The 17372-nt window shown below is 66.8% G+C and carries 19 protein-coding genes; 15 read left to right on the top strand and 4 right to left on the bottom strand.

Translation table 11 applies throughout. The features are described 5' to 3' along the window. The first annotated feature begins 5 nt into the window (after positions 1-5). Positions 6-1631, top strand: coding sequence for an NAD(P)/FAD-dependent oxidoreductase (locus ACZ5MJ_RS13630; protein ID WP_464219972.1), 1626 nt, complete (start codon positions 6-8; stop codon positions 1629-1631). Here ACZ5MJ_RS13630 and ACZ5MJ_RS13625 read toward each other — a convergent pair. Further along, on the bottom strand, positions 1628-2893 hold the full coding sequence (locus ACZ5MJ_RS13625; protein WP_464219971.1) for a TIGR03862 family flavoprotein: 1266 nt from the start codon (positions 2891-2893) through the stop codon (positions 1628-1630). The genes ACZ5MJ_RS13630 and ACZ5MJ_RS13625 overlap by 4 nt on opposite strands. Before the next feature lie 90 nt (positions 2894-2983). Here ACZ5MJ_RS13625 and ACZ5MJ_RS13620 point away from each other — a divergent pair, with 90 nt between their 5' ends. After that, the gene (locus ACZ5MJ_RS13620; protein ID WP_464219969.1) at positions 2984-3559 is read left to right on the top strand and encodes a DUF1415 domain-containing protein; all 576 of its coding nucleotides are present in this window, start codon (positions 2984-2986) and stop codon (positions 3557-3559) included. Here the strand turns inward: ACZ5MJ_RS13620 and ACZ5MJ_RS13615 are convergent, their stop codons facing one another. The 3 genes from ACZ5MJ_RS13615 to ACZ5MJ_RS13605 form a co-directional block, all read right to left on the bottom strand. Continuing rightward, entirely contained in the window at positions 3560-4402 is an 843-nt protein-coding gene (locus tag ACZ5MJ_RS13615) for a class I SAM-dependent methyltransferase (protein ID WP_464219967.1), read from the bottom strand. It abuts the gene before it with no gap. Positions 4403-5059: 657 nt separating this feature from the next. Continuing rightward, entirely contained in the window at positions 5060-5356 is a 297-nt protein-coding gene (locus tag ACZ5MJ_RS13610) for an ArsR/SmtB family transcription factor (RefSeq protein ID WP_464219965.1), read from the bottom strand. Positions 5357-5492: 136 nt separating this feature from the next. Continuing rightward, positions 5493-5726: a hypothetical protein gene (locus tag ACZ5MJ_RS13605; protein WP_464219964.1), complete on the bottom strand. Its 234-nt coding sequence runs from the start codon at positions 5724-5726 to the stop codon at positions 5493-5495. A gap of 58 nt (positions 5727-5784) precedes the next feature. On the opposite strand from ACZ5MJ_RS13605, the gene ACZ5MJ_RS13600 reads away from it, so the two are divergent. The 13 genes from ACZ5MJ_RS13600 (at position 5785) to ACZ5MJ_RS13540 (ending at position 17316) form a co-directional block, all read left to right on the top strand. Then, the gene (locus ACZ5MJ_RS13600; protein WP_464219963.1) at positions 5785-6078 is read left to right on the top strand and encodes a Flp family type IVb pilin; all 294 of its coding nucleotides are present in this window, start codon (positions 5785-5787) and stop codon (positions 6076-6078) included. Positions 6079-6129: 51 nt separating this feature from the next. Then, complete coding sequence (locus tag ACZ5MJ_RS13595) at positions 6130-7659, top strand: pilus assembly protein TadG-related protein (protein ID WP_464219962.1); 1530 nt, start codon at positions 6130-6132, stop codon at positions 7657-7659. Positions 7660-7717: 58 nt separating this feature from the next. Then, complete coding sequence (locus ACZ5MJ_RS13590; RefSeq protein WP_464219960.1) at positions 7718-8479, top strand: hypothetical protein; 762 nt, start codon at positions 7718-7720, stop codon at positions 8477-8479. Between the two features lie 28 nt (positions 8480-8507). After that, complete coding sequence (locus tag ACZ5MJ_RS13585; RefSeq protein WP_464219958.1) at positions 8508-9206, top strand: hypothetical protein; 699 nt, start codon at positions 8508-8510, stop codon at positions 9204-9206. 4 nt (positions 9207-9210) lie between these two features. After that, entirely contained in the window at positions 9211-9384 is a 174-nt protein-coding gene (locus ACZ5MJ_RS13580) for a hypothetical protein (protein ID WP_464219956.1), read from the top strand. A 41-nt stretch (positions 9385-9425) separates the two neighbouring features. Beyond that, a complete protein-coding gene (gene cpaB / locus ACZ5MJ_RS13575) occupies positions 9426-10457 on the top strand; it encodes a Flp pilus assembly protein CpaB (protein WP_464219955.1) in 1032 nt (343 codons plus the stop codon). 55 nt (positions 10458-10512) lie between these two features. Continuing rightward, on the top strand, positions 10513-12054 hold the full coding sequence (locus tag ACZ5MJ_RS13570; RefSeq protein WP_464219953.1) for a type II and III secretion system protein family protein: 1542 nt from the start codon (positions 10513-10515) through the stop codon (positions 12052-12054). Positions 12055-12061: 7 nt separating this feature from the next. After that, entirely contained in the window at positions 12062-13933 is a 1872-nt protein-coding gene (locus ACZ5MJ_RS13565) for an ATPase, T2SS/T4P/T4SS family (protein ID WP_464219951.1), read from the top strand. 9 nt (positions 13934-13942) lie between these two features. After that, positions 13943-14791, top strand: a complete 849-nt coding sequence (locus ACZ5MJ_RS13560) for a type II secretion system F family protein (RefSeq protein ID WP_464219949.1) — start codon at positions 13943-13945, stop codon at positions 14789-14791. Between the two features lie 12 nt (positions 14792-14803). After that, entirely contained in the window at positions 14804-15685 is an 882-nt protein-coding gene (locus ACZ5MJ_RS13555; RefSeq protein ID WP_464219947.1) for a type II secretion system F family protein, read from the top strand. Beyond that, positions 15682-16044: a DUF192 domain-containing protein gene (locus tag ACZ5MJ_RS13550; RefSeq protein WP_464219946.1), complete on the top strand. Its 363-nt coding sequence runs from the start codon at positions 15682-15684 to the stop codon at positions 16042-16044. Before ACZ5MJ_RS13555 ends, ACZ5MJ_RS13550 begins: the two co-directional genes overlap by 4 nt. After that, positions 16044-16754: a TadE family protein gene (locus ACZ5MJ_RS13545; RefSeq protein ID WP_464219945.1), complete on the top strand. Its 711-nt coding sequence runs from the start codon at positions 16044-16046 to the stop codon at positions 16752-16754. Before ACZ5MJ_RS13550 ends, ACZ5MJ_RS13545 begins: the two co-directional genes overlap by 1 nt. A gap of 169 nt (positions 16755-16923) precedes the next feature. Continuing rightward, on the top strand, positions 16924-17316 hold the full coding sequence (locus tag ACZ5MJ_RS13540; RefSeq protein ID WP_464219944.1) for a hypothetical protein: 393 nt from the start codon (positions 16924-16926) through the stop codon (positions 17314-17316). Positions 17317-17372 lie beyond the last annotated feature (56 nt).

The raw sequence follows: 17372 nt of genomic DNA, 5'->3' as shown, positions 1-17372 counted from the left end.
TCCCCATGCTACGTCTAAGTGAAGTCAAACTCCCGCTCGACCATACCGAAAGCGACCTGGACGCCGCCGTGCGCGCCGGCGCCGCGCAGATCGGCGTCAAGGGAGACGGCCTGATCGGCTATACCGTGTTCCGCCGTGCCCACGATGCGCGCAAGCGCTCGGATATCAAGCTGACCTACATCATCGATATCGAGGTGCAGGACGAGGCCGCGGCCATCCGGCGCATGGCCGGCAAGCCGCACTGGAGCGTGACGCCCGACATGGAATACCACTTCGTCGCGCGCGCGCAGGCCGGTGGCGCGCATCCGCGCCCGGTGGTGATCGGCATGGGCCCGTGCGGCCTGCTGGCCGGGCTGATCCTGGCGCAGTCGGGCTTCCGCCCCATCATCCTGGAGCGCGGCAAGGCAGTGCGCGAGCGCACCAGGGACACCTTCGGCCTGTGGCGCAAGAGCGTGCTCAATCCGGAGTCGAACGTGCAGTTCGGCGAAGGCGGCGCGGGCACGTTCTCGGACGGCAAGCTGTACAGCCAGATCAAGGACCCGAAGCACTATGGCCGCAAGGTGCTCAACGAGTTCGTGCGTGCCGGTGCGCCGGAAGACATCCTGTACAAGGCACGCCCGCATATCGGCACCTTCCGGCTGGTGAGCATGGTCGAGAAGATGCGCGCGGAGATCACCGAGCTGGGCGGCGAGATCCGCTTCGAGACGCGCGTGGACGATATCGACATCGACGGCGGCCAGGTGCGCGGCCTGAAGCTGTCCAACGGCGAATACCTGGAGGCCGACCACGTCATCATGGCAGTGGGCCACAGCGCGCGCGACACCTTCCAGATGCTGCATGACCGCGGCGTGTTCATGGAGGCCAAGCCGTTCTCGCTGGGCTTCCGCATCGAGCATCCGCAGGGGCTGATCAACCGCAGCCGCTTCGGCAAGTTCGCCGGCAACAAGCTGCTGGGCGCGGCCGACTACAAGGTCGTGCATCACTGCAGCAATGGCCGTTCGGTGTACAGCTTCTGCATGTGCCCGGGCGGCACGGTGGTGGCGGCGGCGTCCGAGCCGGGCCGCGTGGTGACCAATGGCATGAGCCAGTACAAGCGCGCCGAGCGCAACGCCAATGCCGGCATCGTGGTCGGCATCACGCCGGAGGACTACCCCGGCGGCCCGCTCGCCGGCATCGAATTCCAGCGCAAGTGGGAAGAGCGCGCGTTCGAGCTGGGCGGCAGCAACTACTGCGCGCCGGGCCAGCTGGTGGGCGACTTCATCGCGGGCCGGCCGTCGACCGCGCTGGGCTCGGTCGAGCCCTCGTACAAGCCGGGCGTGACGCCGACCGACCTGAGCACGTCGCTGCCCGATTACGTGATCGAGGCGATCCGCGAGGGCATTCCCGAGATCGACAGGAAGCTGCCCGGCTTTGCGCTGCATGATGCCGTGCTGACCGGGGTGGAAACGCGCACCTCGTCGCCGCTGCGCATCCGCCGCAACAACGATGACTACCAGAGCATCAATGTGAAGGGCCTGTACCCGGCGGGCGAGGGCGCGGGCTATGCCGGCGGCATCTACTCCGCGGCCATCGACGGCATCGAAGTGGCCGAGGCCGTGGCGCTCAGCATCGTCGGCGGCAAGACGGCTTAAGCCTGCCCGAGGTAAGCCGCGGCCCCCAGCGCCGCGGTGCGCCCGCTGGCAAGGCACGCCGTCAGCAGGTAGCCGCCGGTGGGCGCTTCCCAGTCCAGCATCTCGCCCGCGCAGAACACGCCGGGCAGCGCGCGCAGCATCAACCCTTCATCCATCGCTTCGAAGCACACGCCGCCGGCGCTGCTGATCACTTCGTCGATGGGCCGCGGGCGCAGCAGCCGCAGCGGCAGCGCCTTGATCGATGCGGCCAGCGTGTCGGCATCGTGCATCGCTTCCTTCGACAGGCATTCACGCAGCAGGCCGGCCTTGACGCCGCTGAGGCCGAGCCGGCTTTGCAGATGGCTCGACAGCGAACGCGCACCGCGCGGATGCTTCACCTGCGTGCTGACATGTTCCGCGCTGTGCGCGGGCAGCAGGTCGAGGTGGATGGTGGCGTCCCCATCGGCTTCGATGCGGTCGCGGATCGGCGCGGACAGCGCATAGACCAGGCTGCCTTCGATGCCGGTCGCGCTGATGACGAACTCGCCCTGGCGGTAGTGCGCTTGTCCATCGCGGTCAGCCAGGGCGATGGCCACCGGCTTGACCGGCTCGCCGGCAAAGCGCCCGGCAAACGCTTCGCTCCACGCCACGTCGAAACCGCAGTTGGCGGGCCGCAGTGGCGCAATGTCGACGCCGCGCTCGGCCAGCCGCGGCACCCACGCGCCATCCGATCCCAGCCTAGCCCAACTGGCGCCGCCGAGCGCCAGCACCACGGCACGCGCCTGCACAACGGTTTCGCCTTGCGGCGTGGCAAAGCGCAGCGCGTGCGGCGCGCCTTCGTCCCAGCCCAGCCAGCGGTGGCGCATATGAAACTGCACGCCAGACTCGCGCAGGCGGTGCAGCCAGGCGCGCAGCATCGGCGCGGCCTTCATGTCGGTCGGGAAGACGCGGCCGGAACTGCCGACAAAGGTCTCGATGCCAAGCCCGTGCACCCAGTCGCGCAGGGCCTGCGGGCCGAAGCCCGCCAGCATCGGCGCGATCTGCGCGGTGCGGGCGCCATAGCGGCCCAGGAAGGCCGGCTCCGGCTCCGCATGGGTCAGGTTCATGCCGCCCTTGCCGGCCATTAGGAACTTGCGCCCGACCGACGGCATGGCGTCGTAGACGGCCACGCTGGCACCGTTGGCCGCCAGCACTTCGGCCGCCATCAGCCCGGCCGGGCCGCCGCCGATGACGGCAACGTCGAGGCTGGCTTGGGAAGGGACGGAAGTGGCGGAAGAGGGCATCAGGGGGCTCGGCAGGGGTGGGGGTGTTTCCGCCGCGGATTATAGAGCCTGCACCAGCGCTAGAATGAAGGTTTGCCGCGCATCGCCATCATGTCCTCCCCCACTCACTCCGCAGACACCGTCATCGCCGCCACCCGCCACTGGCTGGAGCGCGCCGTGATCGGGCTCAACCTGTGCCCGTTCGCCAAGAGCGTGTATGTGAAGGAGCAGGTGCGCTACGTGGTCAGCACCGTCACCGAGGCGCCGGACGTGATGGACGAACTGGAGCGCGAACTGCGCCTGCTGGCCGATGCCGACCCCGACCGGATCGACACCACGCTGCTCATCCTGCCGGATGCAGTGGCGGACTTCCTCGACTTCAACGACCTGCTGTATTTTGCCGAGCGCCTGCTCGGCAGCCTCGGGCTGGAAGGCACGCTGCAGATCGCCAGCTTCCATCCGCAGTACCAGTTTGCCGGGACCGAGCCGGACGATATCGAGAACTACACCAACCGCGCGCCGTATCCGATCCTGCACCTGCTGCGCGAGGACTCCATCGCCCGCGCGGCGGCGGCGTTCCCGGATGCGGCCGATATCTATGAGCGCAACCAGGCCACCATGCGCCGCCTGGGCCACGACGGCTGGCAGCGCTGGATGGCGGGCGAGGCCGAGCCCGAAAAAGGCTGATTATGCCGCAGGCACCGGCGCGGTGAAGAAGCGCTCGCGCATTTCTTCCAGCCCCAGCCTTTCCAGCACTTCTTCCAGCCGCTCGGCCGGACGGCGGCGCGGCAGGTCCTTGTACTGCGCGATGATCAGCTCGTTCTTCATCGAGTGTTCCCAGCCCACCAGCTCGGTCACGCTGACCTGGTAGCCGTGCGCCTCCAGTTGCAGGCAGCGCAGCACGTTGGTCACCTGGCTGCCGAACTCGCGCGTATGCAGCGGGTGGCGCCAGATCTCCGTCAGCGGATTGCCCGCCAGCAGCTTGCCCTTGTGCTTGCGCAGCACGCTGGCCACCTCGGCCTGGCAGCACGGCACCAGCACGATATGGCGCGCTTCCTTGGCCAGCGCAAAGCGGATCGCATCGTCGGTCGCGGTATTGCACGCGTGCAGCGCGGTGACGACGTCGACCGTGGGCGGCAACTGCGGCGACGTGATGGAATCCGCCACCGACAGGTTCAGGAACGACATCCCCGGAAAACCCAGCCGCGCGGCCAGCGCCTGCGAGGTCTTCACCAGTTCTTCGCGGGTTTCGATGCCGTAGATGTGCGAGTCGTCCTGCAGCGTCTTGAAGAACAGGTCATACAGGATGAAGCCCAGGTACGACTTGCCGGCGCCGTGGTCCACCAGCGTGACGCGGCCGCGCTCGGCCTTGACCTCCTGCAGCAGCGGTTCGATGAACTGGAACAGGTGATAGACCTGCTTGAGCTTGCGCCGGCTGTCCTGGTTCATCTTGCCGTCGCGCGTCAGGATATGGAGTTCCTTGAGCAGTTCGATGGACTGGCCGGGGCGAATTTCGTGGGTATTTGACATGAGGGGGACTGCACAGGCTGCGGGACGCGGCGCGTCCCGGAATGCCAGTAGTTTACCGAAAAGTCCCGGCCGGTCCCCGAGTGACGCGGGCTTCACCGGCTCGGGGCATGACGCGCCTGGCACTTCAGCGTCGCGGGCTTGCGTGAGATGGCAAGCCGACACCGTATAAATGATAAAAATGATAAAAATGCTGTCGTGCTAACCATGCAGGAATGATTGAGTTTTACCAGGTCCCTGCTGGTCCGCTACAGCAAAAAGGTGGCAAAACGCAGGAACCAATTGCATTTCCCCGTCAGCGGCCAGGTGTTGCCCCTGGGCCAGGGCTGAATTCTGAAATCCGCAATGATCTTGAAACAACATAAGTAACACTATTTGAATATTTGATTCTTAATCCGCAATTTTGGCAGATAGGCGTGGAGGCAACGCGCCGGCTCCGGGCGCGATGACGCCTGCAGCGGTACGCCTGGCGGCGCGGCGCGCCGTCAGGACAGCGCCCCTAGTGTCCTGAATCGCAAGTTCGTTGCATAAGTCTGCCGATAAGCCGCACGATCCGTCGTCGCGAATGCTCGCAAGGCTCCAGCCTTGCAGCGCTTCGATCCTAGGCTCGCGCACCTTCTCGACAGACTGATTTCTGCAACGAACTTCCGACTCAGGACACTAGCGCAAGGAAGCGCATTTCCCGCCGAGCAACGCGAGTACCGGCGAAATACCTTCGGTGGTGGCGGAATAAATCATGAATCTCCCTTGTTGCCGGCTTTTAACCAATCCCGTCCTGACGAGTTGCTTCAAATGAAATGTCACGGAAGAAGGGGGTAAATTGGAGGACGCGGAGATAATACCAGCCGGTATTCCTTCCGGTCCCGAATCGGCGAGCAGCAAAAATATCCTGAGCCGATGTTCCTGCGCTAACGCCCCGAGTATTTCAACTGCGTTCTTTATATCCAGTTCTGCCATTTATTTGCTTCTTTATTTTATGCCACGGGCAGCTGGCAGGGGCGGTATGACTGCCCCGGTCCGCCTTGAAGTCAAGCAGGCAGGCGGCACCTGGCCTGCCGCCCCTGGGCGCGGCTTGTCATCCGTAAATCAACACTCAATAGCATCCCATTGCTGGCAACGGGCCGGTTCCGAGAATAGTTCCGATAACCTCCGCGCATTGTGGATGCTTACTTTTTGTTACATTCGGCGGCATTGGCAGGGTTATTTCAATGCTATTAAAAATGTTGAAATTATTCTTCTTTGGCCTTAAGGAACCTTTTGATAGCATCCACGCCGCTGGTGCCGGATAACCGTTCGCATCAGTGTTTTCTTTGCATATGGCTTCCATATGCGGCGCCTTTCTTATGGCGCAACCGTTTCTGTGCATTCCCATGGAAGGAGTCGTTATGACATTCGCAAGCCTGCGCCGCAAAGCGCGCCAGCAAGGTCAGGGCATGACCGAATACATCATCATCGTGGCACTCATCGCCGTGTCCGCGATCGGCGTCTATGCCATGTTCGGCCAGACCATCCGCAACCAGACCGCCGGCCTCGCCCAGGAAATGGCTGGCAAGAACTCGGCGTCCAAGCAGGCCATCAAGCAAGCCGGCAGCGCCGCGGACGATGCCAGTTCCAAGGCCAACCAGGGCAAGGGGCTGAACAACTACAACGTCGGCAACGACACGGGCAAGAACAACTAAGCGGCACCGCCGCCAGTTGATTGCTGTCTCCAGCACTCGCGATCCCGGAACATGGGCAAAACAGGTCTTGCGCATCGACGCAGCCGCCCCGGCCAGCGCGGTCAGGCACTCGCCTTCGCGCTGGTGTTCCTCGCCATTGGCGGGCTGGCCCTGTATCTCGCCTTCAATGCGAGCCAGCTGACGAGTGCCAAGACCAAGCTGCAGAACACGGCAGACGCCGCTGCTTATAGCGCCGCGGTGCTGCAGGCGCGCGACTACAATTTTGCCGCCTACGCGAACCGCGCGATGGTGGCCAACCAGGTGGCCGTGGCGCAGGCCGTGAGCCTCAAGTCGTGGATCGACGAGCTGAAGGGCACCTACACGGACAACACCTGGATCGACACGCTGGTCAAGATTTTTTCCGACGGGCAGTTGCTGTGGACCACCCCCAAGCAACTGGGTAAGGCCGCGATCACGCCGGTGCGCTCCGCCCTGAACACGCTGCTGCCGCCGCTGGTGGCCGGGCTCGATGACATCATTGCCGCGCTCAGCATGGCGCAGCGCGCCTACCATGCCGGCACCATCGCCGCGGTGCCGCTGGTGACCGACGAAGTCGCCAAGCGCAACCAGCCGGATTCGGCGGTCAGTTCCGGCTACTTCCTTGGCGCGCGCTACGGCGTCCAGCTGGCCCGGTGGACCAGGTTCACGACCGTGACCGATCCGCAGAACCCCACGCAGGGTTCGGCCACCGGCAATGACCGCTTTGCCGACGTCGCCACCGACGGCGCCACGCTCGACGGCTTCCTGAAGGACCGCGGCTCGCCGCGCTCGCCGACGGCGGTCCCGACCGCCTACAAGGGTTGCAAGGGCGCGGTGGTGGCCATCATGGTGACCGTCGTCACGCATGACGGCGGCACGCAATTGCGCCGCGACAAAAAGGGCTGGGAAGCACTCGATGCCTCGCAGGCCAACGGCACGCTTGCCTGTGTCTGGGCCACGCCGGCCGGCCCGGTCGGCTTTGCGATCCCCACCGTGTCCAGTGTCGGCCGCGGCGGCGCGGCCAATGGGCCGGGCGGACGCTATTCCGGCCGCTCCGGCTACGGCGGCTACAGCAACTTCGGCGGTTCGCTGCTGAACCCGCTGACGCTGATCGCAGCGCAGATGCAGTACTCGTCGGGTCCGGGCAAGACCCTGCACAACAAGCCCGCGGGCTTGCAGGAGTACGCCGACCTGAGCAACCAGCCCAAGCCTGGCACCGGTCCGGCGGACGATTTCAACCGCGCGCCCTCGATCACGATCGAAGCGCAGCGCCAGGACACTTCAGTGGTTACCAGCTCGCGCGTGCTGCCGGGCGGCGACCGCCTGACGCTGGACGAGCGCATGGCCGGCGGCGTGATGCGCGCGCTTGCCAGCGGCAGCGCCTACTTTATCCGGCCGACCGACAGCGGGGGCGTGGCGGGCGCCCTGCGCGGCGCGGCGGGGTGGCGGCGCGCCGATGCGCGCGTCGAATACCCGAGCCTCTTCAATCCGTACTGGCAGGCATCGCTGACGCAGACCAGCGATCTCGAACGCGTTGCCGCGATCGCGGCACAGGGCAACTGAGGGAGCGGACATGCGGATGCGCAGGCCAGCCAGGCCGAACCCGGCCGCCGGACAGGCAATGATCGAATTCGTGATTGCCGCGATGACGGTGCTCGGCGTGCTGTTTCTCGGCATGGCGATGCTGGGCAAGTTCAGCGACGTGCGCAACAAGGCGCTGATGGCCTCGCGCTATGCCGGCTGGGAGCGCACGGTCTGGACCGTCGACCCGGGCTGGCGGGCGTCCCACGGCAGTTTTGCCAGCAAGGGCGACGAAGAAATCCGCAGCGAGTTCGTGCAGCGCGTACTGGGGCACGACCAGACCGCGCTGGCGTCGGACGACCGCTCGGCGCGCCGGCTGCCCGCGGGCATGGCACCGATGTGGAAGGACCATGCCGGCGTCGACATGCTGCGCAACTATGCTGACGTGACCCTGGGCAGCGGTGTGGACGAGACGCCGGCCGCGACACTCAAGCCGATCACGGCCGCCATGGGTGCGGCCAACGCGGTGAGCGCGGGCTTTGACCTGGCCACGCGCAACCTCTACCGGGCCGAGGTGGGGTTGTCCGTCGCCGGCGACAACGCGGCCCTGCGCGCGCTGTGGCCGGGCTGGACCGGCTTCGCGATCCAGGACCACACCGTGCTGCTGACCAACGCCTGGACGCCTGAGGGGCGCAACGGCACGCTCGCCGTGGTGAAGGAAGCCGTGCCCACCAGCAAGGGCGGCGTGATCGACACCGCGCTGACGGTCGGGCTGGCCGCCTTCGGGCCCGACATCCTGCAGTTGGACCTGGGCCGCATCCAGCCCGACGTGGTTCCCGCCGACCGCCTTGGGGGCCTTTGAGATGCGAGGCTGCATACGTGACTTCCCGATGCGCTGGCTGGCTGCACTGCTGCCGGCCGTGCTCGCCTGGTCCGCCGCGGCAGCCACCGCGACGGACTGCACCCGGCAGCCGGTTGCGCCTGCCAGGGCGCACGCAGTCGGCACCGACATGGTGGTCAACGGCCTGCCCACGCGGGTGTTGACGATGGAGTTTCCCGGCAGTGCCGAAGCGGTCTCGCAGGCGTGGCGGCAGTACTGGACGCGTGAAGGCGTGCCGGCGCGCGGGCAGCGTGCCGGCGGCCAGTACGTGCTGAGCGCGATCGACGGGCTTTGCCACTACGTGCTGTCGCTGGAGCCCAGGCCGTTGCCCGGCGGGCATGTGGCGGGCATTTTCTCCGTCAGCAAGCTGGCGCCGGTGGCGTCCGGCACCGGATTGGGCGAACTGGGCCTGCCGCCCGGCGCCAGGGTCATGTCGGATGTCCAGAGCACGGACCGCGGCCTGCGCGGGCGCACGCTGGTGGTCCGGCTGCCCGGCGACGCGCAGTCGGCGCGCCAGCGCGCGGCTCACCGGCTGGCGGCACAAGGCTGGGCCTCGGTGGCGCAGATGCCCGCGCCCGTGGCCGATGGTTCCGGCCGCATCGAGGGCCTGACGCTGGCCATGCAGCGGCAACAGGAACGCATGGATGCCACCTTTGTCGACCGCGCCGGACAGACCGACGCGGTGATCACCGTGGCGCGGCCGGAGTAGGGCGATGGCAATCCGCAGAAGACGCCAGCGCGGGCAGGCCGCGTTCGAATACATCGTGATCACGCTGCTGGTCGTTGCCGTGCTGGTCGCCGGCGGCGACAACTCGGTCATCAGCATGCTGGCCGCGGCGTTCAGGTCTTTCTTTCAGGCGTACAGCTTTTCCCTGTCACTTCCCTGACGCACCGCCACCGGGCGGCGTCTGGCCACTGCAAGCACATCATGCTGAAGAAAATCAAGATTCATTCCATCATCGGGAATCCCTGGGTCGTTCTTGTCATCGCCGTGCTGGTCGCCGGCGTGCTGACGCTATGGATCTACCGCTTCCTGAGCGGGCGCGAAGCGGCGCTGAAAGAGCAGCTGGCCGCCCAGCTGAACGAAGGCCGCCGCGTCGCCGTCATGGTGCCGGTGCGCAATGCCGCGCCGGGCACGGTGATCGACGGGAATGGTTTCGCGGCCCGGGAGATTCCGGCTGATCTGGTCTACGAAGACATGATCCTGGCGAGCAGCTTCGACAAGGTGGCGAACCTGCGGCTGGTGCGCCAGGTGCGGCAGGGCCAGCCGGTGCGGCGCGCGGACGTGGAAGCGCTGCAGTCGCGCGATTTCTCCGACCTGCTCAAGCCCGGCAAGCGCGCCTTCACGATTGAGGTCGACATGGTCAACTCGACGGCCAAGATGCTCAAGCCGGGCAACCACGTCGACCTGTTCCTGATCAGCGCCTCCTCGCCCACCGCGGCCGGCACCGACAAGCAGACCGCGCGGCTGCTGATGTCGGACATGCTGGTGCTCGCCACCGGCCAGGACGTGCGCCCGCGCGACTATGGCGAAGCCATGCAGGCCCAGGCCGCTGAAGGCGCGGAGGGCACGGAGACGAACCCGGACTACGACAGCCTCACGCTGATGGTGTCGCCCGAACAGGCGGCGCGGCTGGCGCTGGCGCAGAAGGTCGGCAGCCTGCGCGCCGTGCTGCGCAATGCGGCCGACAAGACCGCGACCCCGCAGATTGCCGTCAGCGAGCACGCGCTCTTTGCCGGTGGCGACGAAGCGGCCATCGAATACATCGTCGGCGGCCGTTCCGCGGGTGCCAACATGATCTCCAAGCTGCCTACCGCGCAGGACATCGGCAACGCCATTTCTTCGGCGCTGGCCAATGGGGGTTCCATGGGCGGTTCCGCGGGCGGCATCGCCCAGGCCCAGCAGGGCGCGGTTGCCAACGCCGCCAACGCCATGGCGGGGCGGCCGGCCTCGCGTTGAGCGCGGCCGCCGCACGACATCAGATTATCCAGAACACCAACTGACGGAACACGCAATGGATGGGTCTTTCGCGCAGCCCGGCGGCAACGCCGGGCGCCTGCAGGCGGTCACGGTACACAGAGCACCGGACGGGAAAACGGGTAAGGGGGCGCGCCACGCGGCGCGCGGGGGAATGACAGCACTGGCGGCAGCCGCGCTGGCCTCGGGGGCCTGGGCCGCCGAGCCCGTGACCACCGCGGCCAGCACAGGCGCGCAGCCGCCGTCGTACGAGTTGCCGGCGCGCTTTGGCGCGATCGAGCTGTTCAAGGGCGAGGTGCGCGCGCTCGAGGTGCCGGGCACCATCAAGCGCGTGGCCATCGGCAACGGCGCGCTGGTCAGCAGCACCGTGGTCGACGGCCGCCTGCTGCTGCTGGCCGAGGAAGTCGGCACCACCAGCCTGATCGTCTGGAACGAACGCGGCGTGGCGCTGCAGGGCAAGCTGCGCGTGGCACCGGCCGATACGGCCGACGTGGCCCAGCGCCTGCGGGCGTCGCTGGGCAGCGTGCGCGGCCTGAAGATCGAAGTGGTGGGCCCCAGCGTGGTGCTGTCGGGTATCGTCGATCCGCAGATGGCGCCGCTGATCAGGACCGCCACCTCGGGCCTGGACAGCGTGGTCAACCTGGTGCGCGCCGATGAAGGCGATGCCCTGAAGAAGACCGTGCACTTCAAGGTGCACATCATGGAGATCACCCGGCGTGGCATGGAGAAGCTGGGTATCGCCTGGCAGCAGAGCTTCAACGGCCCGCAGATCGCGTTCGCGGGCAATCCGGTGCATACCGGGCGCTATCGCACCCTGCCGTCCACCGACGCGGCCACCTTCACCGATACCCCGAGCCAGGTGGCCGGCGCCGCCAGCGGCTTCTATCTGGGCATTGCCACGACCATCTTCTCGCGCATCAACCTGGCCATTTCCGATGGCGATGCCTACGTGCTTGCCGCGCCGGAGCTCAACAGCAAGAGCGGCGGGCTGGCCACCTTCCTGGCCGGCGGCGAAGTGCCGATTCCCAAGGCAGGCGCGTTCGGCACCACCGATGTGGACTACAAGCCGTACGGCATCAAGCTCAACATCCGCCCGGCGGTGAACGTCGACAACGTCATTTCCACCACGCTGGAGACCGAGATCAGCCAGATCGATCCGTCGATATCGTTCGGCGGCTTCCCGGCATTCCTGACGCGCCGCACCACCTCCGAGACCTCGATCCGCGCGGGCGAAACGCTGGCGATCTCGGGGCTGGTCAATGCCGACGCATCCAAGGCGGTCGACAAGGTGCCGCTGCTGGGCAGCATTCCCATCCTCGGGCGATTGTTCCGTTCCGACGAATTCCGCAACAACAAGAGTGATCTGGTGATCTTTGTCACCCCCGTCGTCTATGACCCGGCCAGCCCGGAAAACGCCGCGCTGCTGCAGCGTGGCGCGGATGTCGATGCCAACTACCGCCACCGCTTTGGCGAACCCAGCCCGCTGCCGGCCGCGAACGCCGTGCGCGAGCAGGAAGTGATGGAGCAGAAGCGCCCGCCGATGCCGCCGCCCGCCGTCGACCCGATGAAGGGGGGCTGATCCGGCCATGCTCAATATCCGCCTGCAGCAGCGTAATGGCAGCGCCGAGGTGATCCATGTCAAGGGGCCGGGCTGCACCATCGGCAAGGATCCCGGCTGCGACATCGTGCTCAAGGGCCTGCTGATCGGCAAGGTCCATGCCCGCATCGAAGGGCACAACGGCGGCTGGTATATCGAGGATCAGGGCGGGATCGCTTCGACGCTGATCAACGGCGACCCGATCACGCGCTACGGTCCGCTGGCGGCGGCCGATCAGATCGAGATCGGCGGGTTCGTGCTGTCGGTCGTATCCGAGCCCGGGCGAGCGGGCACGGGCGTGGCGGCGCAGCCCTCGCCGCCGCAGCAGGACCACGCCCAACCACCGCAGGGCGGCGCTCCCGCGCCTTACCGGCCGGCAGCGGCGCCGCTGCCGCCGCCAGCCGAGACGGCGACCGTACCGCCATTGCGGCCGCAAAGCGCGCCGGTGCCGCGCGCAGCCGTGCCCGCTCCCAGGCCGCCAGTGCCAGCGCCAGCGCCGCTACCGGTCCCGGTGGCCGCCAAAGCTGCGCCTGTCCGTGCGGTGCCGGCACCGCCGGCAGACGAGGCACTGCGCGCGCCCATCAACTCGCTGCGCGGCGTGGAACTGCGCAAGCAGGCGCACCAGCGCCTGATCGCGGCGCTCGACCTGCGCCGCGTCAATGTCGCGCGCATGGACGAGGGCGAATTGCGCGAACTGGTGGGCTCGCTGCTGGACGACATCCTGACGGAGAGTGTGTTCCGCAACCAGGAGATCCCGCTGGACGCGCTCAAGCAGAGCGTCTTCGACGAGGTGATCGGGCTGGGCCCGCTGGAAGAGCTGCTCGACGATGACGCGGTCTCGGAAATCATGGTCAACTGCCATGACGAGATCTTCGTCGAGCGCGCCGGCAGGCTGACGCGGTCGCCGGTGATCTTTACCGACGACCGCGCCGTGCTGGGCGCCATCGAGCGCATCGTGGCGCCGCTGGGACGGCGCATCGATGAGAGCTCGCCGATGGTCGATGCGCGCCTGCCGGATGGCTCGCGCGTGAATGCGGTGATCCCGCCGCTCGCCCTCAAGGGGCCGAACATCACCATCCGCAAGTTCTCGCGCAAGAAGCTCAGGGGCGAAGACCTGGTCGGCTTCGGCTCGCTGTCGCCCGAAATGTTGGAGTTCCTGCGCACCGCCGTGGAGCGACGCGCCAATATCGTGATTTCCGGCGGCACGGGCTCGGGCAAGACTACGCTGCTGAACGTGCTGTCGAGCTTTATTCCGGACGATGAACGCATCGTGACGGTCGAGGATGCGGCCGAGCTGCAGCTGTCGCAGCCCAACCTGGTGTCGCTGGAGGCGCGGCCGCCCAATATGGAAGGCAAGGGTGCGGTAACGATCCGCGACCTGGTCAAGAACTGCCTGCGCATGCGTCCGGACCGCATTGTCGTTGGCGAGTGCCGGGGCGGGGAAGCGCTGGACATGCTGCAGGCCATGAACACCGGCCATGACGGCTCGCTGACGACGGCCCACGCCAACTCGCCGCGGGACTGCCTGTCGCGTCTTGAGGTGATGACGCTGATGGCGGGTCTGGACCTGCCGGTGCAGGCCATTCGCGAGCAGGTCTGCTCGGCGGTCGACGTGATCGTGCAGCAGACCCGCTTTTCCTGTGGCTCGCGGCGCGTGACGCATATCACCGAGGTCAGCGGCATGGAAACGGGCGTGGTGCAGTTGCAGGACGTCTTCATGTTCCGCGAGGAGGGCTACGGTGCCGACGGGAAGGTCAAGGGGCGCTATGTCGCCACCTCGTATATCCCGGACTTCTACCAGGACCTGATCCGGCGCGGCATCCAGGTCAATACGGGCATCTTCACCGCCCGCGACGAGTAAGGAGGCCATATGAACCTTGCCCTGGTGCTGTGCGGCGCCTTCCTGATGACCGTACTGATCGCGTGGGCGGTGCTGTCGCAGGGCAAGCGCTGGTTCGTGCGGCACACGCGGACGCTGGCCACCGAGGTCGAAGCCTCGCTGGCCGATCTTTTCATCTTCATCAACATGCGGCAGGTGGCTGGCATCTCGGTGGTGGCGGTATTCGCGCTGCCGCTGCTGACCTACCTGGTATCGCAGAACGTGTTCTTCGCGGTGCTCAGCATTCCGGTGAGCCTGCTGCTGCCGCGCGCGCTGGTGAAGAAGATGCAGCGCAAGCGCCTGATGGCCATCGAAGACCAGATGCCGGATGCGCTGCTGATGATGTCAAGCGCGCTGCGCGCCGGCGCCAGCTTCCCGATGGCGCTGGAAAGCGTGGTGGCCGAGTCGCGCCCGCCGATCTCGCAGGAGTTTGACCTGCTGATGCGCGAAGTCCGGCTTGGCGTGGACCTGATGGACGCGCTGCGCAACATGGAAAAGCGCATCCCGGTGCCGGACTTCCTGATGGTGACCGCGGCCATCACGATCTCGCGCGAAGTCGGCGGCAACCTGGCCGAGACGCTGGAGTCGGTGGCGCGCACGCTGCGCGAGAAGCACCAGATGGAAGGCAAGATCCGCGCCCTGACCGCGCAGGGCAAGATGCAGGGCCTGGTGATGACGGGATTGCCGCTATTCCTGATCGTGGTGCTGAATCACATGGAGCCGGTGGCGATGGCGCCGCTGTTCAATTCGCCGATCGGCTGGGGCACGCTGGCCGTGATCGCGGTGATGGAGCTGCTTGGCTACAAGGCGATCAGCAAGATCACCCATATCGATGTCTGACCGGGGCCGACCATGATGCTCGTTGTTGCCTTCGCCCTCGCCGCCGGCCTGATCGGCGTGCTCGCCGCCACCACCATGGCATTGCGCCGCCTCACCGTGGCCGTGCCCGACGAGGCGCGCGACTACCTCGATCCGCTGCCGCCGTCGCTGCGCGCGGTCTGGCCTGCGGTGCGCTTCTTCGACCACCATTTCATCTGGGTCACGCCGAAGTCGCTGCGCGCCGCGGTGGATGAGCAGCTGCGCCTGACGGGCATGTCGTTCCTGATGACGGCACGGCAGTTCCTGTCACTGTCGATGGTCTCGGCGCTGACGTTCTGCTTGCTGGCGGGCATTGCCATGTTGGGGCTGGGCGCGTTCTCGCCGCTGCTGATGATTGCCGCCGGCGCGCTGGGCTTCTTCTATCCGCGCATCTGGCTGCGCGACGTGCGCAAGCGCAACCTGCTGCAGATCACGCGCCATCTGCCGGTGTTTCTGGATTTCCTGACGCTGAGCGTGGAGGCTGGCCTGAACATCAACGGCGCCTTGCTGCAGGCGGTGGAGAAGGGGCCGGAGGGCCCGTTGCGGCGCGAGTTCGAGCACGTGCTGCGTGACCTGAAGTCCGGCCTGAGCCGCGCCGATGCGCTGCGCCGCATGGATGACCGCCTGCGCGTGAAAGAAGTCACCAATTTCGTTGGCGCCGTGATCCAGGCGGAGCGCATGGGCTCGGGGCTCGCCGCCACGCTGCGATTCCAGTCGGAGCAGCGGCGCACCGAGCGCTTCCAGCGCGCCGAAAAGCAGGCCATGGAAGCGCCGGTCAAGCTGATCTTTCCGCTGGTGGTCTTTATCTTCCCGGTTACCTTCATCGTGCTCGGCTTCCCGATCGTGATGAAGTTCATGCAGGAAGGGCTGCTGTGAGGCAGGCGCGTCTCTACCTGCGGGCCAGCCATGGAACGCTCGACACCGGGGTGCGCGTGTCGGTGGCAGCCACCGCGCGCGAGCGCATGGCAGGGCTGCTCAGCCGCGAATCGATGGCGCCAGACGAGGCCCTGCTGTTGTCCCCTTGTCGCGCGGTACACACCTTTGGCATGCGCATGGCGATCGACGTGGTGTTTCTCGACAAGCGGCAGCGCGTGCTGGCAGTGCACCCGTGCGTGGGGCGCCAGCGCGTGCGCGCCCACTGGCGCGCGCGCCAGACGCTCGAGCTTGGCGCGGGGCGCGCGGCGGCGCTGGGGATTGCGCCGGGCCAGACCCTGGAGATGCGGGAGGCGGGGTGATGACGCACCAGCAAAAGCACCGGGCGCGGCGCGGGGCCCTGGGGCAGTCCGCGGTGGAGTTCCTGATCATCGCGCCGGCGCTGCTGCTGCTGTGCCTGGGCGTGATCCAGTTCGGGCTGCTGTACCAGGCCAAGGCCACGCTCGACCACGCCGCCTTGCAGGCCGCGCGAGAAGGCGCTGTCGACCACGGCCGGCTGGCCAGCATGCGCAAGGGGCTGGCGCTGGGGCTGACGCCACTGTTCGTGCGCTCTGCCGACCGCACCGCGCATGCCATTGGTTATGCCAAGGCGCAGTTCGAAGCCAGCACCCAGGCGAAGATCGACGTGCTGAACCCGACGCCGGCGGCGATGCGGGATTTCGGGCGAACCGACTACTACGCCGGCAAGACCACGCGGGAAATCCCCAATGACAGCCTGATGTACCGCGCCACCGGCGCCGGGCCGTCTTCGGGCGTCAATATCCAGGACGCCAACCTGCTGAAGATCCGGGTGACCTACTGCTACGAAATGTTCGTGCCATTTGCCGACCGCACCATCTACTCGCTGGTCAACGGCATTCGGAACTTCGTTGCGACCGGTTCGTACGGCGGCATGGAGGCCCCGACCACGCCCAATTTTTGTACCGGACGGGCCACGCTGACGTCGGCATGGCGCATCCCGCTCGAATCCGAGGCGATCGTGCGGATGCAATCGCCGTATCGCGGCAACTGATTGACCCTCAGTGGCTGCTTTTTGTAAGTATTTGTGAAAATTTGCCGGGATAAGGCCGAAGACACCGATGCCAGAATCGACAAGCTCGACAAATTTGCCGAAACGGGGTTGTTTGGCGTTACTGTTGTTGTGTAACCTCGGGTTCGTGCCGCAACCGGCGCGGGCGGCGATGGAGGTTTCTCGCGTCGAAGGCGTGCAGATCATTACCACGCGACGTGCGTCGCCAGCCGCAAGCGGCGCCGTGCCGGCGTCCGCGGCGCGGGCCCCGGCGGCTTCCGTGCCGCAGGCAGCGGCGCCATCCGGACGCGGCAACGCGCCCGACCTGGCGCAGGCCGCGGTCGCGGGCGCCACGCAGGCGGCGATTCCGAGCGTGGCGGCCAGCGACGAGCGCGAGCTGGTCAAGCGGGCGCTGGCCGAAGAGCAGCGCGGCATGAATGAGGCGATCGCTGACTATGCGCGCGCCAGCAAGGCCGGCGCCAGCCCGGAAGCGCTGGCGCCGCTGGAACGCGAAGTCCGCGCGCGGCTGCAGAAGATCGACATGCTGATGCGCACCCCGCATTGAGGCGCGCGGCGGACAGGCCGGCATCACAAAAAGAAGAAGGGGAAGTACCTTGAAGG

This window comes from Cupriavidus sp. LA-1 (assembly GCF_055385985.1).
Note: the sequence above shows the minus strand (reverse complement) of the source record. Positions and strands in the feature narration are given on the sequence as shown.